Origin of the sequence: Corynebacterium auris, from assembly GCF_030408575.1 — a bacterium.
Lineage (GTDB): Bacteria > Actinomycetota > Actinomycetes > Mycobacteriales > Mycobacteriaceae > Corynebacterium > Corynebacterium auris.
Genome location: NZ_CP047047.1, coordinates 407,643 through 430,730, shown reverse-complemented (window position 1 = coordinate 430,730; position 23,088 = coordinate 407,643). Strand labels below are relative to the sequence as shown.

The 23,088-nt window shown below is 67.4% G+C and carries 25 protein-coding genes and 1 pseudogene; 5 read left to right on the top strand and 21 right to left on the bottom strand.

The window, feature by feature from the left end; genetic code table 11:
- Positions 1-93 precede the first annotated feature (93 nt).
- From truA to CAURIS_RS02085, 20 genes and pseudogenes are all read right to left on the bottom strand, one after another.
- Positions 94-990, bottom strand: coding sequence for a tRNA pseudouridine(38-40) synthase TruA (gene truA, locus CAURIS_RS02180; protein WP_290342588.1), 897 nt, complete (start codon positions 988-990; stop codon positions 94-96).
- 82 nt (positions 991-1,072) lie between these two features.
- Entirely contained in the window at positions 1,073-1,573 is a 501-nt protein-coding gene (gene rplQ, locus CAURIS_RS02175; RefSeq protein ID WP_290342586.1) for a 50S ribosomal protein L17, read from the bottom strand.
- A 45-nt stretch (positions 1,574-1,618) separates the two neighbouring features.
- The gene (locus CAURIS_RS02170) at positions 1,619-2,632 is read right to left on the bottom strand and encodes a DNA-directed RNA polymerase subunit alpha (RefSeq protein WP_290342584.1); all 1,014 of its coding nucleotides are present in this window, start codon (positions 2,630-2,632) and stop codon (positions 1,619-1,621) included.
- Between the two features lie 120 nt (positions 2,633-2,752).
- Positions 2,753-3,358: a 30S ribosomal protein S4 gene (gene rpsD, locus CAURIS_RS02165; protein WP_290342583.1), complete on the bottom strand. Its 606-nt coding sequence runs from the start codon at positions 3,356-3,358 to the stop codon at positions 2,753-2,755.
- A 25-nt stretch (positions 3,359-3,383) separates the two neighbouring features.
- Positions 3,384-3,788 (bottom strand): 30S ribosomal protein S11, encoded by a 405-nt coding sequence (gene rpsK / locus CAURIS_RS02160; protein ID WP_019193981.1) that lies wholly within the window; start codon positions 3,786-3,788, stop codon positions 3,384-3,386.
- Between the two features lie 3 nt (positions 3,789-3,791).
- Positions 3,792-4,160, bottom strand: a complete 369-nt coding sequence (gene rpsM, locus CAURIS_RS02155) for a 30S ribosomal protein S13 (RefSeq protein WP_006839471.1) — start codon at positions 4,158-4,160, stop codon at positions 3,792-3,794.
- A 184-nt stretch (positions 4,161-4,344) separates the two neighbouring features.
- Complete coding sequence (infA, locus tag CAURIS_RS02150; RefSeq protein ID WP_019193979.1) at positions 4,345-4,563, bottom strand: translation initiation factor IF-1; 219 nt, start codon at positions 4,561-4,563, stop codon at positions 4,345-4,347.
- Between the two features lie 157 nt (positions 4,564-4,720).
- Positions 4,721-5,530: a L,D-transpeptidase gene (locus CAURIS_RS02145; RefSeq protein WP_290342582.1), complete on the bottom strand. Its 810-nt coding sequence runs from the start codon at positions 5,528-5,530 to the stop codon at positions 4,721-4,723.
- Positions 5,531-5,576: 46 nt separating this feature from the next.
- Positions 5,577-6,317 (bottom strand): type I methionyl aminopeptidase, encoded by a 741-nt coding sequence (gene map / locus CAURIS_RS02140; protein ID WP_435384033.1) that lies wholly within the window; start codon positions 6,315-6,317, stop codon positions 5,577-5,579.
- 91 nt (positions 6,318-6,408) lie between these two features.
- Positions 6,409-6,954 carry an adenylate kinase gene (locus CAURIS_RS02135; RefSeq protein WP_290342580.1) on the bottom strand — a complete coding sequence of 182 codons (546 nt, stop codon included), beginning with the start codon at positions 6,952-6,954 and terminating at the stop codon, positions 6,409-6,411.
- Entirely contained in the window at positions 6,954-8,282 is a 1,329-nt protein-coding gene (gene secY / locus CAURIS_RS02130) for a preprotein translocase subunit SecY (RefSeq protein WP_290342579.1), read from the bottom strand. Before secY ends, CAURIS_RS02135 begins: the two co-directional genes overlap by 1 nt.
- Positions 8,283-8,649: 367 nt before the next feature.
- Positions 8,650-9,087 (bottom strand): annotated as a pseudogene (rplO, locus tag CAURIS_RS02125) (50S ribosomal protein L15); the annotation flags it as partial.
- A 7-nt stretch (positions 9,088-9,094) separates the two neighbouring features.
- Positions 9,095-9,280, bottom strand: coding sequence for a 50S ribosomal protein L30 (rpmD, locus tag CAURIS_RS02120; protein ID WP_019193972.1), 186 nt, complete (start codon positions 9,278-9,280; stop codon positions 9,095-9,097).
- Positions 9,281-9,285: 5 nt separating this feature from the next.
- A complete protein-coding gene (gene rpsE / locus CAURIS_RS02115) occupies positions 9,286-9,918 on the bottom strand; it encodes a 30S ribosomal protein S5 (RefSeq protein WP_290342578.1) in 633 nt (210 codons plus the stop codon).
- Between the two features lie 40 nt (positions 9,919-9,958).
- Entirely contained in the window at positions 9,959-10,363 is a 405-nt protein-coding gene (gene rplR / locus CAURIS_RS02110) for a 50S ribosomal protein L18 (RefSeq protein ID WP_290342577.1), read from the bottom strand.
- A 2-nt stretch (positions 10,364-10,365) separates the two neighbouring features.
- Positions 10,366-10,902 (bottom strand): 50S ribosomal protein L6, encoded by a 537-nt coding sequence (rplF, locus tag CAURIS_RS02105; RefSeq protein WP_290342576.1) that lies wholly within the window; start codon positions 10,900-10,902, stop codon positions 10,366-10,368.
- 18 nt (positions 10,903-10,920) lie between these two features.
- Entirely contained in the window at positions 10,921-11,319 is a 399-nt protein-coding gene (gene rpsH, locus CAURIS_RS02100) for a 30S ribosomal protein S8 (protein ID WP_290342575.1), read from the bottom strand.
- 319 nt (positions 11,320-11,638) lie between these two features.
- A complete protein-coding gene (locus CAURIS_RS02095) occupies positions 11,639-12,943 on the bottom strand; it encodes an esterase-like activity of phytase family protein (RefSeq protein WP_290342574.1) in 1,305 nt (434 codons plus the stop codon).
- Between the two features lie 141 nt (positions 12,944-13,084).
- Positions 13,085-14,701 (bottom strand): lipase family protein, encoded by a 1,617-nt coding sequence (locus CAURIS_RS02090; RefSeq protein ID WP_290342573.1) that lies wholly within the window; start codon positions 14,699-14,701, stop codon positions 13,085-13,087.
- 112 nt (positions 14,702-14,813) lie between these two features.
- Positions 14,814-15,533: a DUF2786 domain-containing protein gene (locus CAURIS_RS02085; protein ID WP_290342572.1), complete on the bottom strand. Its 720-nt coding sequence runs from the start codon at positions 15,531-15,533 to the stop codon at positions 14,814-14,816.
- Positions 15,534-15,695: 162 nt separating this feature from the next.
- Between CAURIS_RS02085 and CAURIS_RS02080 the strand changes: the two genes are divergently transcribed.
- The 5 genes from CAURIS_RS02080 (at position 15,696) to CAURIS_RS02060 (ending at position 22,282) form a co-directional block, all read left to right on the top strand.
- Positions 15,696-16,175 (top strand): carboxymuconolactone decarboxylase family protein, encoded by a 480-nt coding sequence (locus tag CAURIS_RS02080; protein ID WP_290342571.1) that lies wholly within the window; start codon positions 15,696-15,698, stop codon positions 16,173-16,175.
- Between the two features lie 4 nt (positions 16,176-16,179).
- Positions 16,180-17,040, top strand: coding sequence for a formate dehydrogenase accessory sulfurtransferase FdhD (locus CAURIS_RS02075; protein WP_290342570.1), 861 nt, complete (start codon positions 16,180-16,182; stop codon positions 17,038-17,040).
- 77 nt (positions 17,041-17,117) lie between these two features.
- The gene (locus tag CAURIS_RS02070; protein ID WP_290342569.1) at positions 17,118-18,569 is read left to right on the top strand and encodes a pyridoxal phosphate-dependent decarboxylase family protein; all 1,452 of its coding nucleotides are present in this window, start codon (positions 17,118-17,120) and stop codon (positions 18,567-18,569) included.
- A gap of 15 nt (positions 18,570-18,584) precedes the next feature.
- A complete protein-coding gene (locus CAURIS_RS02065; protein ID WP_290342568.1) occupies positions 18,585-19,928 on the top strand; it encodes a lysine N(6)-hydroxylase/L-ornithine N(5)-oxygenase family protein in 1,344 nt (447 codons plus the stop codon).
- A complete protein-coding gene (locus CAURIS_RS02060; RefSeq protein ID WP_290342567.1) occupies positions 19,925-22,282 on the top strand; it encodes a GNAT family N-acetyltransferase in 2,358 nt (785 codons plus the stop codon). The genes CAURIS_RS02065 and CAURIS_RS02060 overlap by 4 nt, the downstream gene beginning before the upstream one ends.
- On the opposite strand, the gene CAURIS_RS02055 is transcribed toward CAURIS_RS02060, so the two are convergent.
- Positions 22,279-23,076 carry an ABC transporter ATP-binding protein gene (locus CAURIS_RS02055; RefSeq protein WP_290342566.1) on the bottom strand — a complete coding sequence of 266 codons (798 nt, stop codon included), beginning with the start codon at positions 23,074-23,076 and terminating at the stop codon, positions 22,279-22,281. The two genes, CAURIS_RS02060 and CAURIS_RS02055, sit on opposite strands and share 4 nt — an antisense overlap.
- Positions 23,077-23,088 lie beyond the last annotated feature (12 nt).

The window sequence follows — 23,088 nt, the reverse complement described above, 5'->3', positions numbered from 1 at the left end:
GCGTCCTTCCCATCGACCCGCCCCGGGCTGGGCGGAGTTTTCGCACGACACGCATTCTATTCACACAGCGCCGCAGGCCCGGATTGGGCGCGCTTAGAGCGCGTCGCGGCGGGCCCGGGTCGCGCGGACGCGCTCGGCGTAGTCCCGCTCGGCCGGGTAGGTCACCCCGGTCAGCGTGAGCCCCCGAGCGGGCGCAAGCCGGACCTCGGGCGAGCGCTGCCTCTCCCCCAGCAGCCCGCCCACCCAGGTCGCGTCCCGCCGCCCCTCGCCCACCTCAAGGCAGGAGGCCACGAGCGCGCGCACCATATTCCAGCAGAAGGCGTCCGCGCTCACGTGGGCCTCGTAGAGCTCGGGCTCGTCGCTTGTCGACGCCTCCACCCAGCGCATCTCGCTCACCTCCCGCACCGTCGTAGCGTGCGGGCGCGCCTTGCAAAAAGCCGCGTAGTCGTGCAGCCCGACCACGAGGTCCGCCGCGGCCTGCATGCGCTCAATGTCCACCGGCTTCGGCCACACGGCAGTGTCCGCCCGCCGGGTGGGCAGGGCTCCCGCCGGGTTGGTGGTCACCCGGTAGACGTAGCTGCGCTCCAGGGCGGCGAAGCGGGCGTCGAAAAGCGGGTGCGCCTTTCGGACGGCGGTGACCCGCACGTCCTCGGGGAGGAACTTGGCCAGGCGGCGCACGAGGTTTTCGGGCCGGCCGTCGATGGAGCGCTGCTCGAGGCTGGCCCGCGGGACGTCGAGGTGGGCGACCTGCCCGGTGGCGTGGACGCCGGCGTCGGTGCGCCCGGCCACCGTGAGCCGCGCCGGGGAGCGCAGGATGGTGCTCAGCGCGTCTTCGAGGGTCGCCTGGACCGTGCGGGTGGGCGTGCCGTCGGCCGAGTCCCGTTGCCGGGCCCACCCGTGGAAACCGGTGCCGTCGTAGGCGATGTCGAGGCGCAGGCGCACCTCATCGCGTTCGGTCTCGCCCTCGGTATTCGCGTTGCGTACGGTCACGGCCCTCACACTAGCAACCCGCGCAACGCGAACACCCCGCCCGGTTCGCTCGGAACCAGGCGGGGTGTGCGACGGTCGGAGACTAGTCTTCCTTGGTCTCCTCGGCGTTGTCGGCCTCAGCGTTGTCGGCCTCAGCGTTGTCGGCCTCAGCCTGCTCGGCCTTCGCCTTCTCGGCTTCCTTGGAGGCGGCCGCGCGCGCGGTGCGGGTCGCCTCGGCGGACACGGTCTCCTCGAGGACGAGCGAGATGTGGGTCATCGGGGCGTTGTCGCCGGCGCGGTTCTCCAACTTGATGGAGCGGGTGTAGCCGCCCTCGCGGTTGGCGAACTTCGGTGCGAGCTCGTTGAACAGGTACGCGACGATGTCCTTGTTCGGCAGCTCGGCGGCGACGGCGCGGCGGTCAGCCAGCGTGCCCTTCTTCGCCTTGGTAATCAGCTTCTCTGCGTAGGGGCGCAGCACCTTGGCCTTGGCCTCGGTGGTCTTGATGGCGCCGTGCTCGAAGAGGGACTGTGCCAGGTTGGAAACGATGTGCTTCTGGTGGCTGGCGGACCCTCCGAGGCGGGCACCCTTCTTGGGGGTAGGCATGTTCGTACTCCTCGTTGCGGTTAGGTGAGCGCGTGCTCGGTGGTGTTACTCGGTTTCTTCCGCGCTGGTGTCGACGTAGTCGCCGGTCTCGGCGTCGTAGCCCTCGATCTGGGTCGGGTCGAAATCTTCCGGGGCGTCCTTCAGGGTCAGGCCCAAAGAGGCGAGCTTGATCTTCACCTCGTTGATGGACTTCTGGCCGAAGTTGCGGATGTCCAGCAGATCACTCTCGGTGCACTCCGCGAGCTCGCCAACCGTGTGGATCTCCTGGCGCTTCAGGCAGTTGTAGGAGCGCACGGAGAAGTTGAGGTCCTCGATGGGCAGGTTGTAGGCCGCGATGTACTCGGTCTCCTGCGGGGAGGGGCCGATCTCGATGCCCTCGGCGGCGGTGTTCAGCTCGCGGGCGAGCCCGAACAGCTCGACGAGGGTGGAGCCTGCGGACGCCAGGGCGTCGCGGGCTGTCATGGAGTTCTTCGTCTCCACATCGATGACCAGGCGGTCGAAGTCGGTGCGCTGCTCAACACGCGTTGCCTCAACCTTGTAGGCGACGCGGGTGACCGGGGAGTAGATCTGGTCAACCGGGATGCGGCCGACCTCCCCGCCTGCGCTGGGCACGGCCGGGACGTAGCCGCGGCCGCGCTCGACAACGAGCTCCATCTCCAGGCGAGCCTGCTCGTTGAGCGAGGCGATGTGCAGATCCGGGTTGTGGATCTCCACGCCGGCGGGCAGGTCAATGTCGCCCGCGGTGACGTCGCCAGGCCCCTGCTTGGACAGGTACATGACCACCGGCTCGTCGGAGTCGGAGGACAAGACAATGTCCTTCACGTTGAGGATGATCTCGGAGACGTTCTCCTTGACGCCGTTGATCGTGGTGAACTCGTGGAGGACACCGTCGATCTTGATCGAGGTCACCGCCGCGCCCGGGATGGACGACAGCAGCGTGCGGCGCAGGGAGTTGCCGAGGGTGTAACCGAAACCGGGCTCGAGTGGCTCGATGACGAACTTCGAGCGGTTGGTGTCGATGTATTCCTCGGTGAGCTGGGGGCGCTGCGAGATGAGCATGTGCTTCTCCTTTGTCGGCAACCACTATTTGATGCCGGTAGGAACGGGTGCTGGAAAAATCGGAAGATTTCGCGCCTCGGGCAACGGTGCGCGTCGGCGCGGGGTGAAGTAACGGCTGCGTTACTTCGAGTAAAGCTCGACGATCAGCTGCTCCTGCAGCGGAACCTCGATCTGAGCGCGCTCGGGCAGCTGGTGCACGAGAATGCGCAGGGTCTCCGGGACGACCTGGAGCCAGGCCGGCACGACGGAGTCAACCAGGTTGTCCTGGGCCTCCTCGAACCACAGCATGTTGCGCGACTTTTCGCGGACATCGACGATGTCGTACTGGGAAACGCGGTAGGAGGGGACGTTGGTCTTCTTGCCGTTGACCGTGAAGTGGCCGTGGGAGACCAGCTGGCGGGCCTGGCGACGGGTACGGGCCAGGCCGGCGCGGTAGACGACGTTGTCCAGGCGGGACTCCAGCAGGATCAGCAGGTTGTCGCCGGTCTTGCCGGGGAGGCGGTTGGCCTCCTCGTAGTAGCGGCGGAACTGCTTTTCCATCACGCCGTAGGTGAAGCGGGCCTTCTGCTTCTCCTGCAGCTGGAGCAGGTACTCGGACTCCTTGATGCGGGCGCGGCCAGCCTGCCCCGGGGGGTAGGGGCGGCGCTCGAAGGACATGTCGCCGCCGACGAGGTCGACGCGGAGGCGACGGGACTTACGGGTAGCAGGGCCGGTGTAACGAGCCATGGTGTATTACCTCTTCCTTTCTGCCTTACACGCGACGACGCTTCGGCGGACGGCAGCCGTTGAAGGGCTGCGGCGTCACGTCCGAGATCGAGGACACCTCAAGGCCGGCGGCCTGGAGCGAGCGGATGGCGGTCTCGCGGCCGGAGCCCGGACCCTTGACAAAGACGTCAACCTTCTTCATGCCGTGGTCCATCGCCTTGCGGGCGGCGTTCTCGGCCGCCATCTGCGCGGCGAAGGGGGTGGACTTGCGGGAGCCCTTGAAGCCGACGTGGCCGGAGGACGCCCAGGAGATCACGGCACCGTTCGGGTCCGTGATGGACACGATGGTGTTGTTAAACGTGGACTTGATGTACGCGTGGCCTGCGGCCACATTCTTCTTGACGACGCGACGGCCACCACGGCGCGCGCCGGAACGAGTCTTCGGAGGCATGTGTTACTTCTTCTTTCCTGCGATGGTCTTCTTCGGTCCCTTGCGCGTGCGCGCGTTCGTCTTGGTGCGCTGGCCGCGCACCGGCAGGCCGCGGCGGTGGCGCAGACCCTGGTAGGAGCCGATTTCGATCTTGCGGCGGATGTCGGCCTGGACTTCGCGGCGCAGGTCGCCCTCGACGGTGTAGGAGGACTCGATGGCGTCGCGCAGCGCGGCGAGCTGATCGTCGGTCAGGTTATCCGTGCGCAGGTCAGGAGAAATGCCCGTCTTCTCGAGCAGTTCCTTGGAACGGGTTGCGCCGATTCCGTAGATGTAGGTCAGTGCGATCTCCATGCGCTTGTTGCGGGGAAGATCCACACCAGCTAGACGTGCCATGTGGGACGTACCTTTCAGGTTGTTACGGTGGTTTTCTCCCTACTCGCCCGCACCACGCGACGCTTCACCCGGTCCTAACCGGGCGGTGGGTCGTGATAACGCGCGGCTCCGGCCACCGTGGCCGGAGGTGAAAGACGCACACCCGCGGGCGCGGGGATGCGCTTGGGTAAGGAGGCTTGTCTACTTACTTGTAGCGGTAGGTAATACGGCCGCGGTCCAGGTCGTAGGGAGAAAGCTCCACAACGACGCGGTCCTCGGGGAGGATACGGATGTAGTGCTGGCGCATCTTGCCGCTGATGTGAGCAAGGACTTCGTGTCCGTTGTCGAGCTCGACACGGAACATAGCGTTCTTCAAGGGCTCGACGATGCGGCCCTCGACCTCAATAGCGCCTTCTTTTGCCATACACTCCACTTCCTCAAGCACTATGCGTGCTGGTCACGTGCCGTATTTCCGGGGTTGCTACACGGCGTGGGCGCACGGGCACAGCCCGTCTGCCACACACCGAAAGTCCAGTGTAACCGCTTACCAGCGCAAACACAAACCAGCGCCGGCTGGAGGTTTAGTAGATGAAGACCTTGTCGCCGATCTGCAGGTCGTTGAAGTACCGCTGCGCGTCGCCGCGGTGCATACGGATGCACCCATGCGACAGGTACGCCGGGTCACCCTCGTGAAACGCGATGCCGTTGTTGGTGAAGTACGTGGCGTACGGCATCGGGGCGTTGTTGAACTCGTAGGAGATCTCGTCTTTGACCTTCCGGTTGACGTAGAAGGTCCCGCGCGGGGTTTCGTACCCCGGCTTGCCCGGGCCGATCGTGGCGGCCTGGTAGTACATCTTCCCGTCCCGCTGCAGCCAGGAGCGGCGCCCGTCGATGTCGATGCACGCCTTCGCGTCCTTCGGGCACGGCCCGTAGTCGAAAGCCGGGGCCGCGGATGCGGGGGCCTGTGCGGCCCGCGCGGGCGTCTGCGCTGCCGGGGCGGGCGCGGGCTTCGGCGTGCGCTGCGCGATCAGCCCCGGGAAGAAGGTCTCCACAGCTCGGTCAACGGCCGCCTTCGCCTGAGCCGGAAGCTCGGGGTTGATCGCCCCCAGGCCGTTCGCCTGCTGGATCAGGGTGTTGCGGGTGTTCCAGGCCGCATCCCGCGCCGCGCGGTCCTGCTGAGCGGCAAGCTGCTCGAAGGCAGCGGTGGCCTGCGCCGCGAAGGCGTCCAGGCTGCCCGCCGAGGAGGCGGAGCTCAGCTGCGCCAGCGGGTTAGCCTGCTGCGCGTGCGCGGGCGCGGCGAACAGGGAAACGGACAGCCCGGCGAGCGCGGCGACGCTAGCGGCGCGGCGCTTCGCTCGCGAGGGCTTCGAGTGGCGCGGTGTGTACGACATGCGCTCAGTATATCCCCCGGGCAGCCGAAATCTCGCCTTTTGCGCCCTACGCCGGCCGCGGGGTGAGCACGCGGGGCCCGTCCGCGGTCGCCGCGACGGTGTGCTCCCAGTGCGCCGCGGGCGCGCCGTCGAGCGTGAGCACGGTCCAGTCGTCGTCAAGCACCTTGCTCTCAACCCCTCCCCCGAGGATGAGCATGGGTTCGATGGCAAGCACCGAGCCCTCCCGGATACGGGGGCCGCGGTGCGGGCGGCCCTCGTTGGACAGATAGGGGTCCTCGTGCATGCTCCGGCCAATCCCGTGCCCGCCGTAACCGTCGAGGATGCCGAGCACAACGCCGAAGCGTTCCTCGGCGCGGCGCGTGGCGGCCTCGAGCGCGTGCGAGACGTCGGTGAGCCGGTTGCCGGGGACCATCGCGGCGATCCCTTCGTTCAGAACCCACTCCGTTGCGCGATTGAGCTTATCGACGTCTGCAGCGAGCGCCCCCACCCCGAACGACCACGCCGAATCCCCCACCCAGCCGTCGAGGGTTGCCCCGCAGTCGATAGAGACGAGGTCTCCCTCGCGCAGCACGGTCCCGCGGCCGGGGATGCCATGGACCACCACGTCGTTGACAGAGGCGCAGATCGACGCCGGAAAGCCCTCGTAGCCCAAAAACGTCGGCGTCGCTCCGTGGCTGCGGATGACCTCCTCGGCAACCCGGTCGAGTTCCCGGGTGCTCACGCCGGGCGCCGCTGCCGCGCGCACCGCGACGAGCGCCTCGCCCACCACCCGGCCCGCCGCCTCCATGGCGTCGAGCTCGGCGGGCGTCTTGGCAGGTAGGCTGCGGCGGAAAACCACGGGGTGTCGGCTCCTTCGGGCGTCGGAAAGCGCGGGCGTGCTACTTACCCAGCTTCTCCAGGGCTCGCGCGTTGACCTCCTCGACGTCTCCGACGGCGTCGATGTTGATGATGGCGTCGCCGTAGTGCTGGATCAGCGGCGCGGTCTCGTCGCGGTAGACGCCCAGGCGGGTGCGGATGGTCTCCTCGTTGTCGTCTGCGCGGCCGCGGGCCAGCATGCGCTCGACGACGACCTCCTCGGCAACGACGAAGTTGAGCACGCCGTCAAGCTCCACGCCCTTGTTGCGCAGGAGCTCGGCGAGGATGTTCGCCTGCTCCACGGTGCGGGGGAAGCCGTCGAGGAGGAAGCCGTCCTTCGCGTCGTCCTCGTTCAGGCGGGCCTCCACCATGCGCGCGGTGACGTCGGTGGGCACGAGCTTGCCGGCGTCGATGTACTGCTTCGCCTCCACGCCCAGCGGCGTGCCCTGACCGATGTTGGCGCGGAAGAGATCGCCGGTGGAGATGTGCGGCACTCCGAGCTTCTCGGAAAGTATGGCGGCCTGGGTGCCCTTGCCCGCGCCGGGAGGGCCGAGGAGAACGAGACGCATTATCGCAGAAGTCCTTCGTAGTTGGATTGCAGAAGTTGAGATTCGATTTGCTTGACCGTGGTCAGCGCCACGGACACCATAATCAGGATAGCCGTGCCCCCGAACGCGGTCATACCCATGCTGCCCGTGCCCGCGATTCCAGCGTCGAGCGCCAGGTTCGGCAGGATGGCGATGAGCGCGAGGTAGAGCGCGCCGACGAACAGCAGGCGATTCATGACAAAGCCGAGGTACTGGGCCGTCGGGCGGCCCGGGCGAATGCCGGGGATGAAGCCGCCGTACTTCTTCATGTTCTCCGCCTGCTCCACCGGGTCGTACTGGATGGAGACGTAGAAGTAGGAGAAGAAGATAATCATGGCGAAGTAGGCCACGATGTACTGCCAGGAGCCGGGGTTCTGCAGCCACGCCATCACGTTGTTCATCCACCAGTTATCCGGCGGGGTCGGGTTGTTCATCGTGACGATCTGCGTGATGAGCACCGGCACGTACATCAGCGAGGAGGCAAAGATCACCGGGATCACGCCGGCCTGGTTGACCTTGAGCGGCAGGTAGGTCGAGGACCCACCGTACTGGCGGCGGCCCACCATGCGCTTGGCGTACTGCACCGGGATACGGCGCTGCCCCTGCTCGACGAAGATGATGCCCACCACGAGCACCACAACCGCGGCGATCACCAGGCCGAAGGTGAGGCCGCCGGATTGAGTGAGGATGGTCGCGCCCTGGGAGGGAAGCTGGGTGGCAATGCCCGCGAAGATGAGCAGCGACATGCCGTTGCCCACACCCTTCTCAGTGATGATCTCGCCGAGCCACATGATGAGGATCGCGCCGGCGGTCATGACGATGATCATCATGATGAGAGTCCACGCGCTGCGGTCCTCCACCAATACGGGGTTGCCCGCACCGAGTAGCTGCTCGCGGTCCGCCAGGGCGACAATGCCGGCAGACTGCAGCAACGCGAGCGCCACGGTGAGGTAGCGCGTGTACTGCGTCATCTTCGCCTGCCCGGCCTGGCCCTCCTTCTTCAGCTCCTCGAACTTCGGGATGACCACGGTGAGCAGCTGCACGATAATCGACGCCGTGATGTACGGCATGATGCCGATGGCGAAGATCGACAGCTGGAGCAACGCGCCGCCGGAGAACAGGGAGATGATCGAGAACATCGTCGCTTCCTCGCCCTGCTCAATGCTGTCGAGGCGCTGGCTGATCAGTCCGTAGTCCACGCCGGGCGTGGGAATTTGCGCACCGACCCGGTAGAGGATGATCAACGCGATGGAGATGAGGATCTTCTTGCGCAGATCCGGGTCTTTAAACGCCTGAACGATAGCGGACACTAAGCCTCCTGGCTCCTCCCCCGGCCGGCGGGAGAATAGGACGTAATCTTGCAGTACAGGACGGGGCGCGACCCCTTCCCGGCTGGAATGACCTCCCTACCTTACCAGCCGCCCCCGACAGCGCTAAGTCACCCGTCCATCTTGCCGCTCCGTGCCAGCCTGAAGCGGGCCGCCCGTGGAAAGCGAAACTCCCCGGCACGCCCGCACAGGGCGCTCCGGGGAGTCGTGAGTGTCGGCCTTACTTGTCGGCCGGGACCTCAGAGCCCGCGATGGACGCGGTCTCCGTCAGCGGGTCCGAGGGCAGAACGCCCTTGGAATCCGCCACGTCGGCCTTCCGCGCGCCGGAGCGCGGGCGGAACTCAGCCTCGGTGACGGAGCCGCCAGCTGCCTCGATCTTCTCGACGGCAGACTTGGAGAACTTCGTCGCGGTGACGTCAAGCTTGACGTTCAGCTCACCGTTGCCGAGAACCTTCACCGGCTGGTTCTTGCGCACCAGGCCGGCGGCAACGATGTCGGCAACATCGACGGCCCCGCCGTCCGGGAACGCCTTCGCCAGGTCTGCGACGTTGACGACCTGGTACTCGACGCGGTTCGGGTTCTTGAAGCCCTTGAGCTTCGGCAGACGCATGTGCAGCGGCATCTGGCCACCCTCGAAAGCGGCGGAAACCTGCTTCCGAGCGCCGGTGCCCTTCGTGCCGCGGCCCGCGGTCTTGCCCTTGGAGGCCTCACCGCGGCCGACGCGGGTCTTGGCCTTGTTGGCGCCCTGTGCCGGGCGCAGATCATGGAGCTTGATGATGTCAGCCATGGTGTATCTACTCCCCTGCAACTTCTTCGACGGTGACGAGGTGGCGCACCTTGAGAATCTGGCCGCGGGTGGCAGCGTTGTCCTGCTTGACAACGGACTGGCCGATCTTCCGCAGGCCAAGCGCCTCGAGGTTCTTCCGGGTAACCGGCTTTTCGCCCACCTTGCCGTGGTGCAACGTGATCTTCAGTGCCATTGTGCTTAGGCCTCCTGTCCTGCGCGGGCGCGGAGCATGCGGGCCGGGGCGACGTCCTCGATGGACTTACCGCGCTTGGCGGCGATCTCCTCCGGGCGCACGAGCTCCTTCAGGCCGGCAACGGTGGCCTGCACCACGTTAAGAGCGTTGTCGGAACCCAGTGACTTCGCCAGGATGTCCTGCACGCCGGCGCACTCGAGCACGGGGCGCACAGCGCCACCGGCGATGACACCGGTACCGGGTGCTGCCGGGCGGAGCATGACGATGCCCGCGGCGGCCTCAGCCTGCACCGGGTGCGGGATGGTGCCGCCGATCATCGGGACGCGGAAGAAGTTCTTGCGAGCCTCCTCGGCGCCCTTCTGGATAGCGGCGGGAACTTCGCGCGCCTTGCCGTAGCCGACGCCGACCATGCCCTGGCCGTCGCCGACGACGACGAGCGCCGTGAAGGACATGTTGCGCCCGCCCTTGACGGTCTTGGCAACGCGGTTGATGGTGATGACGCGCTCGATGTACTTGTCGCGCTCGTCGTTGTGGTTGCGGCGGTCATCGCGGCGGCCGCGTCCGCCGCGCTCGTTGTTGCGGTTGTTGTTGCGGTTGTCGGCGGAGCGCCCGCCGTCACGCCGTTCACGTTCGGCCATTACGCGATCCTTCCGTTGGTGGTGTTGAGTGCGGTGATCATTAGAACTTCAGACCACCTTCACGAGCTGCGTCAGCGAGGGCCGCGATGCGGCCGTGGTACTTGTAGCCGGCACGGTCGAAGACAACCGCTTCAATGCCGGCGGCCTTGGCGCGCTCAGCGGCGAGCTGGCCAACCTTGGCAGCCTTGTCCTTCTTGTCGCCCTCGAGGGTGCGCACGTCCGGCTCCATGGAGGAAGCCGAGACGAGCGTGTGCCCAGCGAGGTCGTCGATGATCTGGACGTGCATGTGGCGGGACGAGCGGTGCACGACGAGACGCGGGGTCTCCGGGGTGCCGCGCAGCGTCTTGCGGATGCGGTTGTGGCGGCGAACGCGGGCTTCGCGGCGGCGCGAGGAGATGTCGCGGCCGACCGGGGTGCGCTTGGTGTTTTCTGCAGTGTTGCTCATGTTTACTTACCCGTCTTTCCGACCTTGCGGCGCACCTGCTCGCCTGCGTAGCGGATGCCCTTGCCCTTGTACGGATCATCCTTGCGCAGCCGGCGGATGTTAGCCGCAATCTGGCCAACCTGCTGCTTGTCAATGCCCTCGATGGAGAACTTGGTGTTGCCGTCGACGGCGAAGGTGATGCCCTCCGGCGCCTCGATCAGGATGGGGTGCGAGTAGCCTAGGGAGAACTCGAGGTCCTTGCCCTTGAGCTGGACACGGTAACCAACACCGAAGATCTCCATGTTGATCTTGTAGCCCTCGGTCACGCCGACAACGAGGTTGTTCACCAGCGAGCGGGACAGACCGTGCAGAGCGCGGTTGGTGCGGTGGTCGTCCGGACGGGACACCACGATTTCATTGTCCTCAACGGAAGCTGTGATCGGCGCCGGCAGCTCGAACGCCAGGGTGCCCTTCGGGCCCTTGACCTGGACGTTTTGGCCGTTGATCGTGGTCTCCACGCCGTTGGGGATGGCGATGGGTGCTTTACCTACACGCGACATAGTCTTTACAACCTCCCTTTACCAGACGTAGGCGAGGACTTCCCCACCTACGCCCTTCTCCTGGGCCTGACGGTCGGTCAAAAGGCCCTGGGACGTGGAGATGATGGCCACGCCAAGGCCGCCAAGAACCTGCGGCAGGTCATTCGACTTTGCGTACACGCGCAGACCCGGCTTGGACACGCGGCGCAGTCCGGCGATGGACGCCTCGCGGGTCGGCCCGTACTTGAGGTCGAGGGTGAGCTGCTTGCCCACCTTCGCGTCCTCAACCTTGTAGTCAGCGATGTAGCCTTCCTGCTTCAAGATCTCGGCGATGTTCGCCTTGATCTTGGAGGAAGGCATGGACACGGTCTCGTGGTGCGCATTGTTTGCGTTGCGCACGCGAGACAGCATGTCCGCGATCGGATCAGTCATGGTCATAGTGCGACCGTTTGCCTTTCTCGTTGCGGTTCCCTGGAAACCCACCTCGACGCGGCGTGAGCCGGCGTCGCGTTTACCGTGTGGTTTGTCGGGGGCTACTCCACGCTCCCCGCGCTCAGTAACGCGGGGCGCTCGCCGCCTCCCTTTCACCCGGTCCGCATGTTGGCGGGGGGCCTGCAACAAAGTTGGATGTTCAGATGTTCATCGGATGCGCGCGCGAAAGCCGCGGCACGCAAGTCCGCCCGATCAGGTTACCCGCCCGATAAAAAAAGGCCAAATCGCTTATCGACGCCCGCCCCGGGCGCCCCACCTGGACACCTCAAGGCACGAGGAGCGTGTGGAAGTACGTCGTCTGCGTGTCGTTGAAGTTATCGTCGCTAACAACGACGAGGGTCCGGCGGCCGTCGTCAGCCCTGGGGCCCCACGCGAGCCCCTCCACGTTGTCCGGATGCGGGCGCACCGCGGCGAAGTCGAAAACCAGGCTTTTCGCCGCTGGCTTCTCCGTCCCGTCCAGCTTCTCGACTCCCAGCACGTTGCCGGCACCCGCGAGGTCCAGCTTGTAAATCTCTGCCTTATTCTCGCCGTTGTCGCCGAGCTCTGGGAAGAACCCGCGCTCCAGCAGGTATAGGTCGCCGTTCTCGTCGGCTAGGAGCGAGGTTGCGCCGCGCCCCGCCTCGACCCGGACCACGTACTCCCGGGTGGGTTTGCCGGTCGCCAGGTCGTAGAAGGTGAGCCTGTTCATCGAGGCGTTCTTCTCGCTGTTTCTCACCCCGTCCTGGGCGAGCGCGTCCTCGTTGACGGTGACGGCGGTGTTGCCGTCGGCAAGCAATGCCATTCCCTCGGGACCGTTGTTGTGGTGGATCCCCCGGGTGGAGGCGCCGTCGGGGGCGTGGTAGGCGGGGACGTCGATGCGGCGCACCTCTTTCCCCTCGGGCGTCGACTCGATAATCTGCGGCGCGGCGACCTGCCCGGCTTTGGCGTTGCCTTCGGTGGTCCACAGGAAGTTGCCGCTGGGCAGGACGCGGATCTCCTCCGGGTCCATGAACTCGGTGTACGCGTTGCCCTGCGGATCGGTGAACCTCACCTCGCCGGCGGGGGTGAAGGTCTTGTGATCTTCGGTGGTGAAGTAGTAGGCGCGGATCGGCCCGTGCTCGCCCTTATCGTCCGAGAGCACGATGTAGCGGCCCGGCGCGACCTCGTCGATACCGCTTAGCCCGCCGATCGCGGCATCGCCATTGACCGCGCTGAAGTTGAAGCTGGTGATGTGCTCGCCGGGCGCGGTCTGCGGCTTTTCTGCCCCGGAGGAACCTGCGAGCAGCGAGGAGCTAGTCGAGGAGTGCCCTGGCAGCGCGTCCGCGACGGCCTGAAGCAGCACCACGGTGAGCCCGCCGAGCACCGCCGCGGCAGCAGCTACGCCCGCCAGGGCCGCGGGAACCGGAACCCGCGCCCCCGCGATGACGACCTCGCGCTGCGCAAGGTCAGCCCAGTGCACGGCCCCGGCCGCGGGAGCGGGCGCCTCCCGCGCCACAGCGGGGGCCGGGCTGAGCGCAAGGGCGGTGGCGATTGTGAGGGCGAGCGCCGCGCGCATCGGGCGGCGGCCTGAGGGCAGAGAGGAACGGGACACGGGGGCGACTCCTGGGAATACGGGCGGCGGGGAATGTCCTTTTCAGTCTAGGAGCGCCCCCGCGGCCGGCAAGCCGGGAAAGACCAGTTCACGCACCCTTTCCCGAAAGTTCACCGGCCTGGCCCGCGGCGCCGGCGCACCCTAGAAGGGGACGTTGATCCCCGCGCTGCGGAGCAGGGGCAGCAGCGCCACCGCCGCTCCACCGAGGGTGGCGAGGATGACGCCGACGATCACCGCGATCGTGCCCGCCGGGGAGGTGATGCCCGAACCCTGCGTGCCCGAGCTCGCGCCCTGGGTCGTGCCGGGCGCCACCAGCCCGCTCGACAGCGGCAGGCTCGACAGAGCCGAGCTCAGGTCTACGGCCGAGGAGCCCTCGTTCCCGTTGAAGTTCGTGCACAGCTTCGCGTTGTCCAGCTCGCGCCCGTGGAAGCGGACCATGAGGAAGGGGATACCGAAGGAACCTCCTGAGACGGCCTGCGCGACGTGGTTGTACTCGCCGATGGTCCCGATCTCGGGGATGATGTCGTCGCGGTAGTAGACGGGAACGCCCTTGCCGCACCAGTTCCGGGCGAGCTCCTTGGCCTGGCCATAGGCGACGTTGCGGTCGAAGCGCCCGGAGACGATCATGACGGGCACCTTCGGCGTACCGTTGCCGATGTGCTGGTCCGCGATCGCTTTCCGCGCCTCGGGGCTGTCGGCGACGACCTCGCCCAGCGAGCGCCCGCCCTTGATCCACTCCCGGGTCGTGGCGTAGGCGTACTTATCCATGATCTCGTCGGTGCACATCCCGGACAGCGAGTCGAGCGCCTCGCGCCCCTTGTCGTTGACGTTCTCGTCGATCAGCTTTTGCAGGTCGGGGTAACGGCGGAGGAGGCCGTTGATGGAAAACCCGATCGCGCCGGACAGGTCGGAGCCGTCGATGTTGGCCATCACCGCGTTGAGGTCGGCGGGCGGGGCCGATGCGTAGGCGCCCACGAGATTCACGTCGGGCGCGTACTCCGGTTGCGCCTCCGCCGCCGCGGCGGAGGCGCCGCCACCCTGGGAGTGCCCGTAGAGCGCCACGGAGCCGAACTCCTCGCCCCGCCCTTCAACGAGTGTGCTGGCCGCGCGGGCCGCATCGAGCATCGCGTGCGCTTGGTCCAGCCTGTTCATGTAGGTGTGCGTGCCCTCGGTACCCATACCGATCAGGTCGGTGACCACGACGCGCACGCCCTGGTTGGCAAACATCATGTCGTAGAGGCCCTCGAAGTTGACGAAGCGTCCCGTGTTCGCAGGATCCGGCTGCCCGTCGAGCGGCCAGTTGCGCGAGGGGGCGCAGTGGTCACCCTGGCCGACGGTACCGCGCACGACCACGAGCGTGGGGCGTGGCCCCTCCCCGCGCCACGGCACGGTGGGCTCCAGCACGTAACCCGTGACCGGCTCCAGTTGTCCCACCGCGTTCTTCGTGGTGTACATGATCTTTTCCACCGTGTCGGGCAGGGCGAGGTCGTTGTCGCCGAACAGACCCGAGTAGGGCGCCGTCTTTTGGCGCAGGATCTCCCCCTCCGTCGTGGGCGCGACACCGGCGGTGTCGTAGAACGGGTCGACGCTGCCCGCCTGGATCTTTTCGCTCGTGACCTTCGACGAGCCCACGCTCGAGCCCTCCAGGGAGCTACCCTCCTCGGCTCCCGCGGGCGCCGCCACCCCCACGACCAGCGCGGCGGTGACCGCAATCGTCGTTGCACCGCGCGCGAGCGCACGCTGATTTATAGCCGCCATCTCGTTCCCACTTCCTTCCAATCGGAAAATACTTTGGCTCACAATAAATCACTAATGTGTTGTGCGCTACAGTTTGATACTTTTTATTGCCCGGATCACCCCCGCTACCCCCTCACCACGGCAGCGCCGGGCGCTGACGCACCCTGGTCTGCCCCAGATCCGTGTTCTGCCCGGCGCGAAACCCCAGGTTAAACGCACCCCCGTCGAAGGCGCCGCGGGAGCGCGAGGAGCGAGACACCAGGCCCTCGGCCTCGACGTAGGCCCGCTGGGCCTCTTCCGCGCGGCGCTGGTCGCTCACGAGAGCGAGGGCGTAGCGGCCGTCGCCACGCGCCACTTTCGACTCGGCCGAGCCGAGCTTGTCGGCGACCGAGGCGGCAAAGCCCGACATGAAGGAGCGGCGCTTGACCACCGTCGAGGTGTCGTGCCAGCCCTGGCTGGAGTGGGCGCGCGCCCCGGCGAGCATCACCGGGTTGAGCAGGGCGTACAGCATCTCCACCCGGTCGAGGTGGCGCCGCGCCCCGAAGATCACCGCCGAGACCGCCCGCGTGGTGTTCGGGGTGCGCATCATGAACCCCGTGCAGTGCAGGGCCGCGGCCAGCGCGAGCAGCAGCGCCGCCTGCTTGTCCGTGTACGCGCCCACGAACTCGACGCTGCGGTGCTCCACCTCGTCGTCAGCGTCGGGTTTTGCCAGGTCGCGCTCCTCGAAGCCGTAGGCCGCCATGTACTCGAAGGCTTTGGCGTAGAAGGAATCCCCCTCCGGCGTGCCCTCGCGGTCAGCCGCGTGGTCGAGCAGCTTGCGCACCTTCTCCTTGATCTTGTCGATGTCTTTCATCCGTCCCCCTTTGTGCAGGCCGCGCCGCGTGTCGGTGCGGCTGGCTCCGTTATAGCCAGCCGCCCGGACACCGCCCCGCCCGCACCGCCCCTCCCTGTGGATAACCCCCGCGCGGGCCTCCCGCCTGTGGATAACGCGCACCACGGGGCATAGGGTTGGTGTATGACCCATTCACGTCCCCAGCTCCGCGGCGAGGGGTTTCGCTCCCTGCTGCCCATGGTGAAGTACTCCTCGCAGAACACCCCCGAGCAGTACCGCCATCTGGTGTCCCTTCGCGCCTCCGTGCTCAACGACTGCCGGGCGTGCATCACCACCCACCGCCGCGACGCGCGCGACGATGGCTGGTCGCACGAGCGCATCCTGCGCACCGAGGACTGGACGAACCACACCGACGCCTTCGACGACTCGGAGACCGCCGCGCTGCGCCTGACGGACGCCGTCACGCACATCGACGGGGAGGCCTCCGTGCCGGACGAGCTCTGGGACCGCACCGTGGAGCTGTTCGGGGAGGACGGCGCGCACAACCTGCTGGTGAGCATCCTGGCGATCAACACGTTTAACCGGCTGAGCATCACCACCCGCACCGACCCGCACTCCATCAAGGGCACCACCGACTTCGACCTCGACTACAGCGCGCACTAACCATATGGGACGTATCACCCGCAACGTCGCCGTCACCCGCGTCACCCGCGGCGACGGCCGCATTCTCACCGACACCCGCGCCGGCTCGACCAGCGTCGAGGAGCCCCTCGAGATCAGGGCGGGCGGCCGCACACTCACCACGACCATGCGCACCCCGGGCCACGACGTCGAGCTCGCGCACGGCTGGCTCTACGCCGAGGGGCTCATCGCCTCGCTTCACGACGTCTCCACAGCGCGCTACTGCGCCGGTGCCGTCGGCCCCGAGGGGCGCAACACCTACAACCTCCTCGACATCGACCTCGATACCGCACCCGACTCCACCGCCCGCCGCGCCCCGACCATCCCACTCCAACTCGCGCCGCCGGCCCCCGGGGCGGGCTCCGCGTGCGGGGTCAGCGGCGAGCAGACCATCAGCGAGCTGCTCCACCGCGTCCCCTCCCCCGGAGATTCCCTCGCGCTCGACCCGGAGCTGGTGATGGGGCTGCCCGCGGCGCTGCGTGCGCAGCAGAAACCGGTGCGCAAAACCGGCGGGATCCACGCCGCCGGGGCCTTCGGTGCGGACGGCGCCGCGCTGGTAGTCAGGGAGGACATCGACGCCCACAACGCCGCCGACAAGGTCGTGGGCCACATGCTCCTCGAGGAGCAGCTGCCCGCCGTGGGCACGATCCTCGTCGTCACCTCGCGCGCGTCCTTCGAGCTGGCGAAGAAAGCGGCCGCGGCCGGGTTCTCCGCTCTCGTCGCCGCCGGCCCGGCGTCCTCGCTCGCGGTCGAGTTGGCCCGCCGGGCGGGCGTCGCGCTCGCCGGTGACGCGGGCGAGGAGGGGTTCCGCCTGTACGCGGGGGAGCTGCAGGAGGGGCGCCACTAAGCGTAAGCCGTTGGTTTTTCGCACCGCGACAACCCCCATCAGAGGTTAGCCAAACCTTATTTTGATAACGTCGGGCTATGCCCTCCACACATGAGCAGACCCCGTCCACCTCCGTCGGTCCCTACCTCGTCGGGCGCGGAGCGTCGACGGGCGAGTTCTTCGCCGCCATCAGTCAAGCGGCGTCACACGCCGCGCACGCGATTTACGGCGCTGACCACCCAGTTCCCTCCACCACCCCCTCGGCGGCCAAGCAACTCGCAGACATCGACCTCGCTGCCCCTGTCCACGAGCTCGACCGCGCCCTCGCGGAGCTGCGCGAGATCTGGCTCGACGAGGCAGTGCTCTACCACCACCCGAGATACCTGTCCCACCTCAACTGCCCCATCGCCCTGCCCGCCGTCGCCGCAGAGGTGCTAGCCACTTCGCTCAACACCTCCGTGGAGTCCTGGGACCAGGCTGGCGCGGCTGCGTTGATCGAGCAACGCCTGATCGAGTGGGTCAGCCGCACCCTGGGGTTTCCGGAGTCCGCCAACGGCGTGTTCACCTCCGGCGGCACCCAATCCAACCTGCAGGCTCTGGCCATCGCGCGGAACAAGGCCCGCGCCTCGGCGCCCCTCGACTCGCTCGCAATCTTCGCCTCCCCCACGGCGCACTACTCAGTGCACCGCGCGGCTGACCTCCTCGGCATCGCGCCGGGCAACATCGTCAGCGTCGCCATGGAGCCCGCTGCGCTGAGCGCCGCCCTCACCCGCGCCCAACGGAGCGGGTGCACGCCCGCGGCCGTGGTGGCCACGGCCGGAACGACGGATCGCGGGCTCATCGACCCGCTCGACGGCATCGCCGACGTCTGCCGGGCCGCCGGGGTGCACCTCCACGTCGACGCTGCCTACGGCGGGGCCGCGTGTTTGTCGCCTACCCACGCGGGTCTGCTGCGCGGCATCGACCGGGCCGACAGCGTGACCATCGACTTCCACAAAACCTTCTACCAGCCCCTCACCTGCTCCGCGCTGCTCTGTCGCAACGCCTCTGACTTCGCCGCCGTGCGCGTGCACGCCGACTACCTCAACCCCGCCGATGCCCCGCGGCTCAACCTCGCCGACTACGCACTGCAGACCTCGCGGCGCTTCGACGCCCTCAAGCTCTGGGTCACCCTCAGGACGGTCGGCCCCGAGGCCTTCGGCGCTGCCTTCGACAGCATCATCGCGCTCGCCCGCGACGCCGCGCACGCCATTGAACACGACCCCGAGCTCGCCGACCTCGACCTCTACGAAAAGCCCCATCTCAGCACCGTGCTCTTTTCCCTGCGCGGTGACCCGCACGGCGCACTCGCCGCCCCCATCCGCGACGCCCTCTTTTCCTCCGGCACCGCCGCCATCGCCGTCACCCGCATCGACGAACGCACCCTGATGAAGCTCACCATCCTCGACCCGACGCTGAAGCTCGACGAAATCACCTCGGTCCTTCGCGCCGTTGTCCGCGTCAGCCGTACCCTGCCCACACCTCCCGATCGAGCAGCAGACACACTGTAAAAGGAACAGCTTTTCATGCCCACGCCTCACACCACCGACACCAACCGCACAGTCGACATCGCTGGGGTCGGCATCGGCCCCTTCAACCTCGGCCTCGCCGCGCTCGCGCAGCCGCTGGTCAGCGCCGGGGAACTCACCGCAGCGTTCTTCGACCGCCGCCCCGCCTTCCGCTGGCACCCGGGCCTCTTGCTCGAGGAATCCACCATCCAGGTTCCCTTCCTCGCCGACCTAGTCACTCTGGCCGACCCTACGAGCCAATACAGCTTCCTCAATTTCCTCAAGCTCAACGGCCGCCTTCACCGCTACTACATCCGCGAGGACTTCTACCCTCTGCGAAGCGAGTATTCCGACTACTGCGCGTGGGTCAGCGAGCAGCTCAGCACCATGCATTGGGGGAACGCCGTCCGCGCGGTGCACCCGGCACCGGAGCAGCTGCGCGCCGCAACCGGCGCCCGCTGGGTCGTCGAGGTCGACGGGCAGCCCGAGGTTTTCGCCCGCAACGTGGTCAGCGGCGTGGGCACCGACCCCTTCGTTCCCGAGGAGCTTTCCGGAGCTTTGCGTACCAGCGACTCGCCCCGCGCAATCCACTCCGCCGACTACCTCCCGGCGCGCGCGTGGCTGCGGGAGGCCGAATCGGTGACTGTGATCGGCTCCGGCCAGTCCGCTGCCGAGATCTATGCGGATCTACTTCCCCAGGCTGTCGCGAACGGCACGCGCGTGGATTGGATCACCCGCTCTCCGCGCTTTTTTCCCATGGAATACACCAAGCTCACCCTCGAGCTGACCTCCCCGGAGTACGCGCGCTACGTGCGCGGGCTTCCCATGGACCAGCGCGACCGGCTGGTGCTCGAGGACCGCAGCCTGTACAAGGGCATCTCCTCGGAGACGGTGAATGCCATCTACGACATGCTCTACCGGCTCAGCCTCTCCTGCGACTTAGCGGAGCACACCACGCTGCGCGCCGGGGTAAGCGTGCGCTACGCGCGCACCCGCAGCGACGCCCTCGAGTTCGACCTGCGGCACGACGAAAGCGGCACCCAGGCCACGCACACCACCCACGCCGCGATCCTGTGCACTGGTTACCGCAGCGCCCAGATCCCCGCCTTCCTCGAACCCGCCCGCGACCTGATCAACCTTGACCCGAAAGGGCGCTTCGACCTCAACGAGAACTTCGCCGCAGACGACGACGGCTCCCTCTTCGCGCTCAACGCGGACGAGCACCTCATCTCCCTCAACGGCCCCGACCTCGGGATGGGACCATGGCGCAACTCCATCGTTTTGCGTGCCATCACGGGCCGGGAGGTCTACCCCATCGAGCGCTCCATCGCCTTCCAAGACATCGGGGGGTTCGGCGCATGAGCGTTATCCACACCACCGCCGGGTGGCTCACGTTTCGCCCCGCGGCCGTTGCCGACCACGACACCCTACACCGCTGGGTCACCGACCCGCGCTCGCGGTTCTGGGGTGCGCTCGACGCCTCGCCCAAAGACGTCGCCGTCGAGCTTGCCCGCCTCGCCGCCGCCGCGCACGAAGCCGGCTACGTGATCGAACGCGCTGGCACCCCCCTCGCGTTCGTCGAGCTCTACGACCCCTCCCGTGTGCTTTTAAGCCACCTCGCCGAGAAGCTGCCCCTGCGCCCTGGCGATCTCGGCATGCACCTGCTGTGCGCCCCGCCGGAGGGAGAGGCCACGGAATCCGGTCTGACCTCGGCGCTCATGGCCGCGACCGTCGCGTGGATTTTTGCAGCCCCGCGCAAGCACCGGCGCATCATCGTGGAACCCGACACCCGCAACACCAAGATCCTGGCCAAAAATGCCCTCGCCGGGTTTCGCACTGTGCCCGGCTTCGCGCAGACCGTCATCGCCGAAAAAACCGCCTGTATCCAGGCAGTGGAGCCCGCCGAATTCTACGCCTCCCCACTCGCCGCGAGGGCCCGAGCGCCGCACCTGAACCTGCCCTCGCCTGCCACACACCTCACGGCAGAGTCGGCCCGGCGCGCGGAGGCCCACCTCGTGGCCAAAGCGCTACGCGAGATGATCCACGAGCGCGTCCTCACCCCACTCCCGGCCGAAGAACCCGGCTACGCAACCATCGACGCCGGAGGCACGACCATCCGTTTCGCGGCGACGAAGCATCCGCTGGAGCACTACAGCATCGACCCGGACACGGTGCGCGACGACAACGAAGCTCCGGTCCGACTCATCCCGCTCGTCTCGCGCCTAGCGCCGCAGCTGGGCATTCCCGCGTCCTTCGTGCACACCTACCTAGAGGAATTGTCCTCCACCCTCGCCGGGCGCGCCCGCGCCGAAGCCCTGGCTCGCCCCCTGGTCGCAGAGCTCACCGACGCCGCCGCATCGCTGAAACCCGCCGCGTACATGCAGTACATCGAGTCGGCGATGGTGGAGGGCCACCCCGGGTTCATCGCCAATGCCGGGCGCGCCGGAATGAGCGAAGCCGAGGCCACGGCCTACGTGCCCGAGCAGGGACGCTCCACCGCGCTCGTGTGGGTCGCGGTGCGCAGGGAGGCGGCGACTGTGGCGTCGATACGCGGCGTGCGCATGGAGGACCTAACCGGCGCCGTTCTCGCGCGCCATGGGCTCGACCCGGAGCGCTACGTCGCGTTGCCGGTGCACCCCTGGCAGTGGGAAAACAAGGTCACGACCGTCTTCGCCGACCTCCTCCTCAGCGGCGACATGGTCTACCTCGAGGAGGGCGAGGACCTCATGCACCCGCAGCAATCGCTCCGCACTTTCTTCAACCTCACGCGCCCCGAGCTGCCGTACGTCAAAACGGCAGTGGCCGTGCGCAATATGGGCTTTACCCGCGGCTTGTCACCGGCTTATATGTCGGCCACCCCCGCCATCAACGAATGGGTCGCTTCGCTTCTCGACGCCGACCCAGACCTGACCCACTACAACGTGCGCCTGCTCAAAGAAATCGCTGCGATCGGCGTAACCGGCGACGTCTACCACGGCAGCGCCGCCTCCGGCGTCGCGGACAACGGCCCCCACCAGAAGATGCTCGCGGCCCTATGGCGCGAGTCCCCGATTCCGATGCTCGGCGAGGGCAACGTCGCGGTCACCCTCGCCGCGGTACTGCACACCGACCCCGCCGGACGCCCGCTCGCCGCCGAGTGGATCGACCGCTCGGGCCTGACCCCCGCCGACTGGCTGGCCCGGCTGCTCAATGTCTACCTCCGCCCCGCAATCCGCGCCCTGGCAGAGTACGACATCGCGTTCATGCTGCACTCCGAGAACGTCATCCTGGAACTCGACGGCTTCGTCCCGGTCGGTTCCTTCTTCAAAGACATCGGCGAGGAGGTGGCGGTGCTTAACCCCCAGCGCGAGGTGCCCGAAGCCATCGCCCGTATCACCAGCGACGCCACTATGGACCAGGAGCTGCGTGCCCAGCCGATTCACGCCGACATCATCGACGGGGTGCTGCGTCACCTCGGCGCCCTCTTATCCGATGCCGGTGTCCTCAGCGACGAAGAATTCTGGGCCTGCGTTCGCGCCTGCGTCAACGGGTATAAGGCCGACTACCCCGACTCGGGCGCAACCCTCCCCCTCTGTGCCCCGGACTTCACGCACTCCTGCCTCAACCGGCTGCAGTGGCGCAACCCCGAGACCATGGTGGACTTGAGTGAGCAGAATGCGTCGCTGCTGTACGCGGGCCGGATCCCTAACCCGCTGTACAGACCGCCGAGCGTCTAGCGAACGGTCCCCCGCGGGACGATCACAGGCGCGCTGCCCGCGGGGTCGTCCCACACCTCGGCGCGCAGCCCGTAGGCCTCGGCGAGCACCTCGGTGGTGAGGGCCTGCTTCGGGGTGCCGTGGGCGAGAATGTGCCCCCCGCGCATGACCACCAGCGTGTCGGAGAACATGCCGGCCAGCATGAGGTCGTGCAGCACCATCACCACTGCTTTGCCGGCGCGGGCCTGATCGCGGGCGAGCGCCAGCATGTCGATGGCGTGCGCGGGGTCGAGGAAGGTCGTGGGCTCGTCGAGGAGCAGCACGGGGGTGTCCTGCGCCAGGGTCATCGCCAACCACACCCGCTGCCGCTGGCCGCCGCTGAGGGCGTCGATCTCGCGCTCGAGCAGGTCGGTGATGCCGGTCGCCTCGCAGGCGCGCGCAATCGCCTCATGGTCCGCTGCGGAGGGGCCGGCCATGCGCCCCTGGTGCGGGTGGCGCCCGCGCGCGACGAGCTCGCCGACGTAGAGCCCGTCCGGCGCCGAGGGGTGCTGCGGGAGAAGCGCCACGCGCCGGGCCGCCTCGCGTGCTGTGAGGGTGTGGACGTCGGTGCCGTCGACACGCACTGTGCCCTCGCGGGGAGTCAGCAGCTTAGACATCGACTTGAGCAACGTGGACTTTCCACAACCGTTCGGCCCGATGAGGGTGGTCACCTCCCCCGCCCGCGCCGTGAGATCCACGCCGTGAAGGACGTCCGCCCCGTCTGTGTAGCCCGCGCGGATACCGCGCGCGACGAGTGCAGCATCAGTTCGTTCCATGTCCGCCTCTCT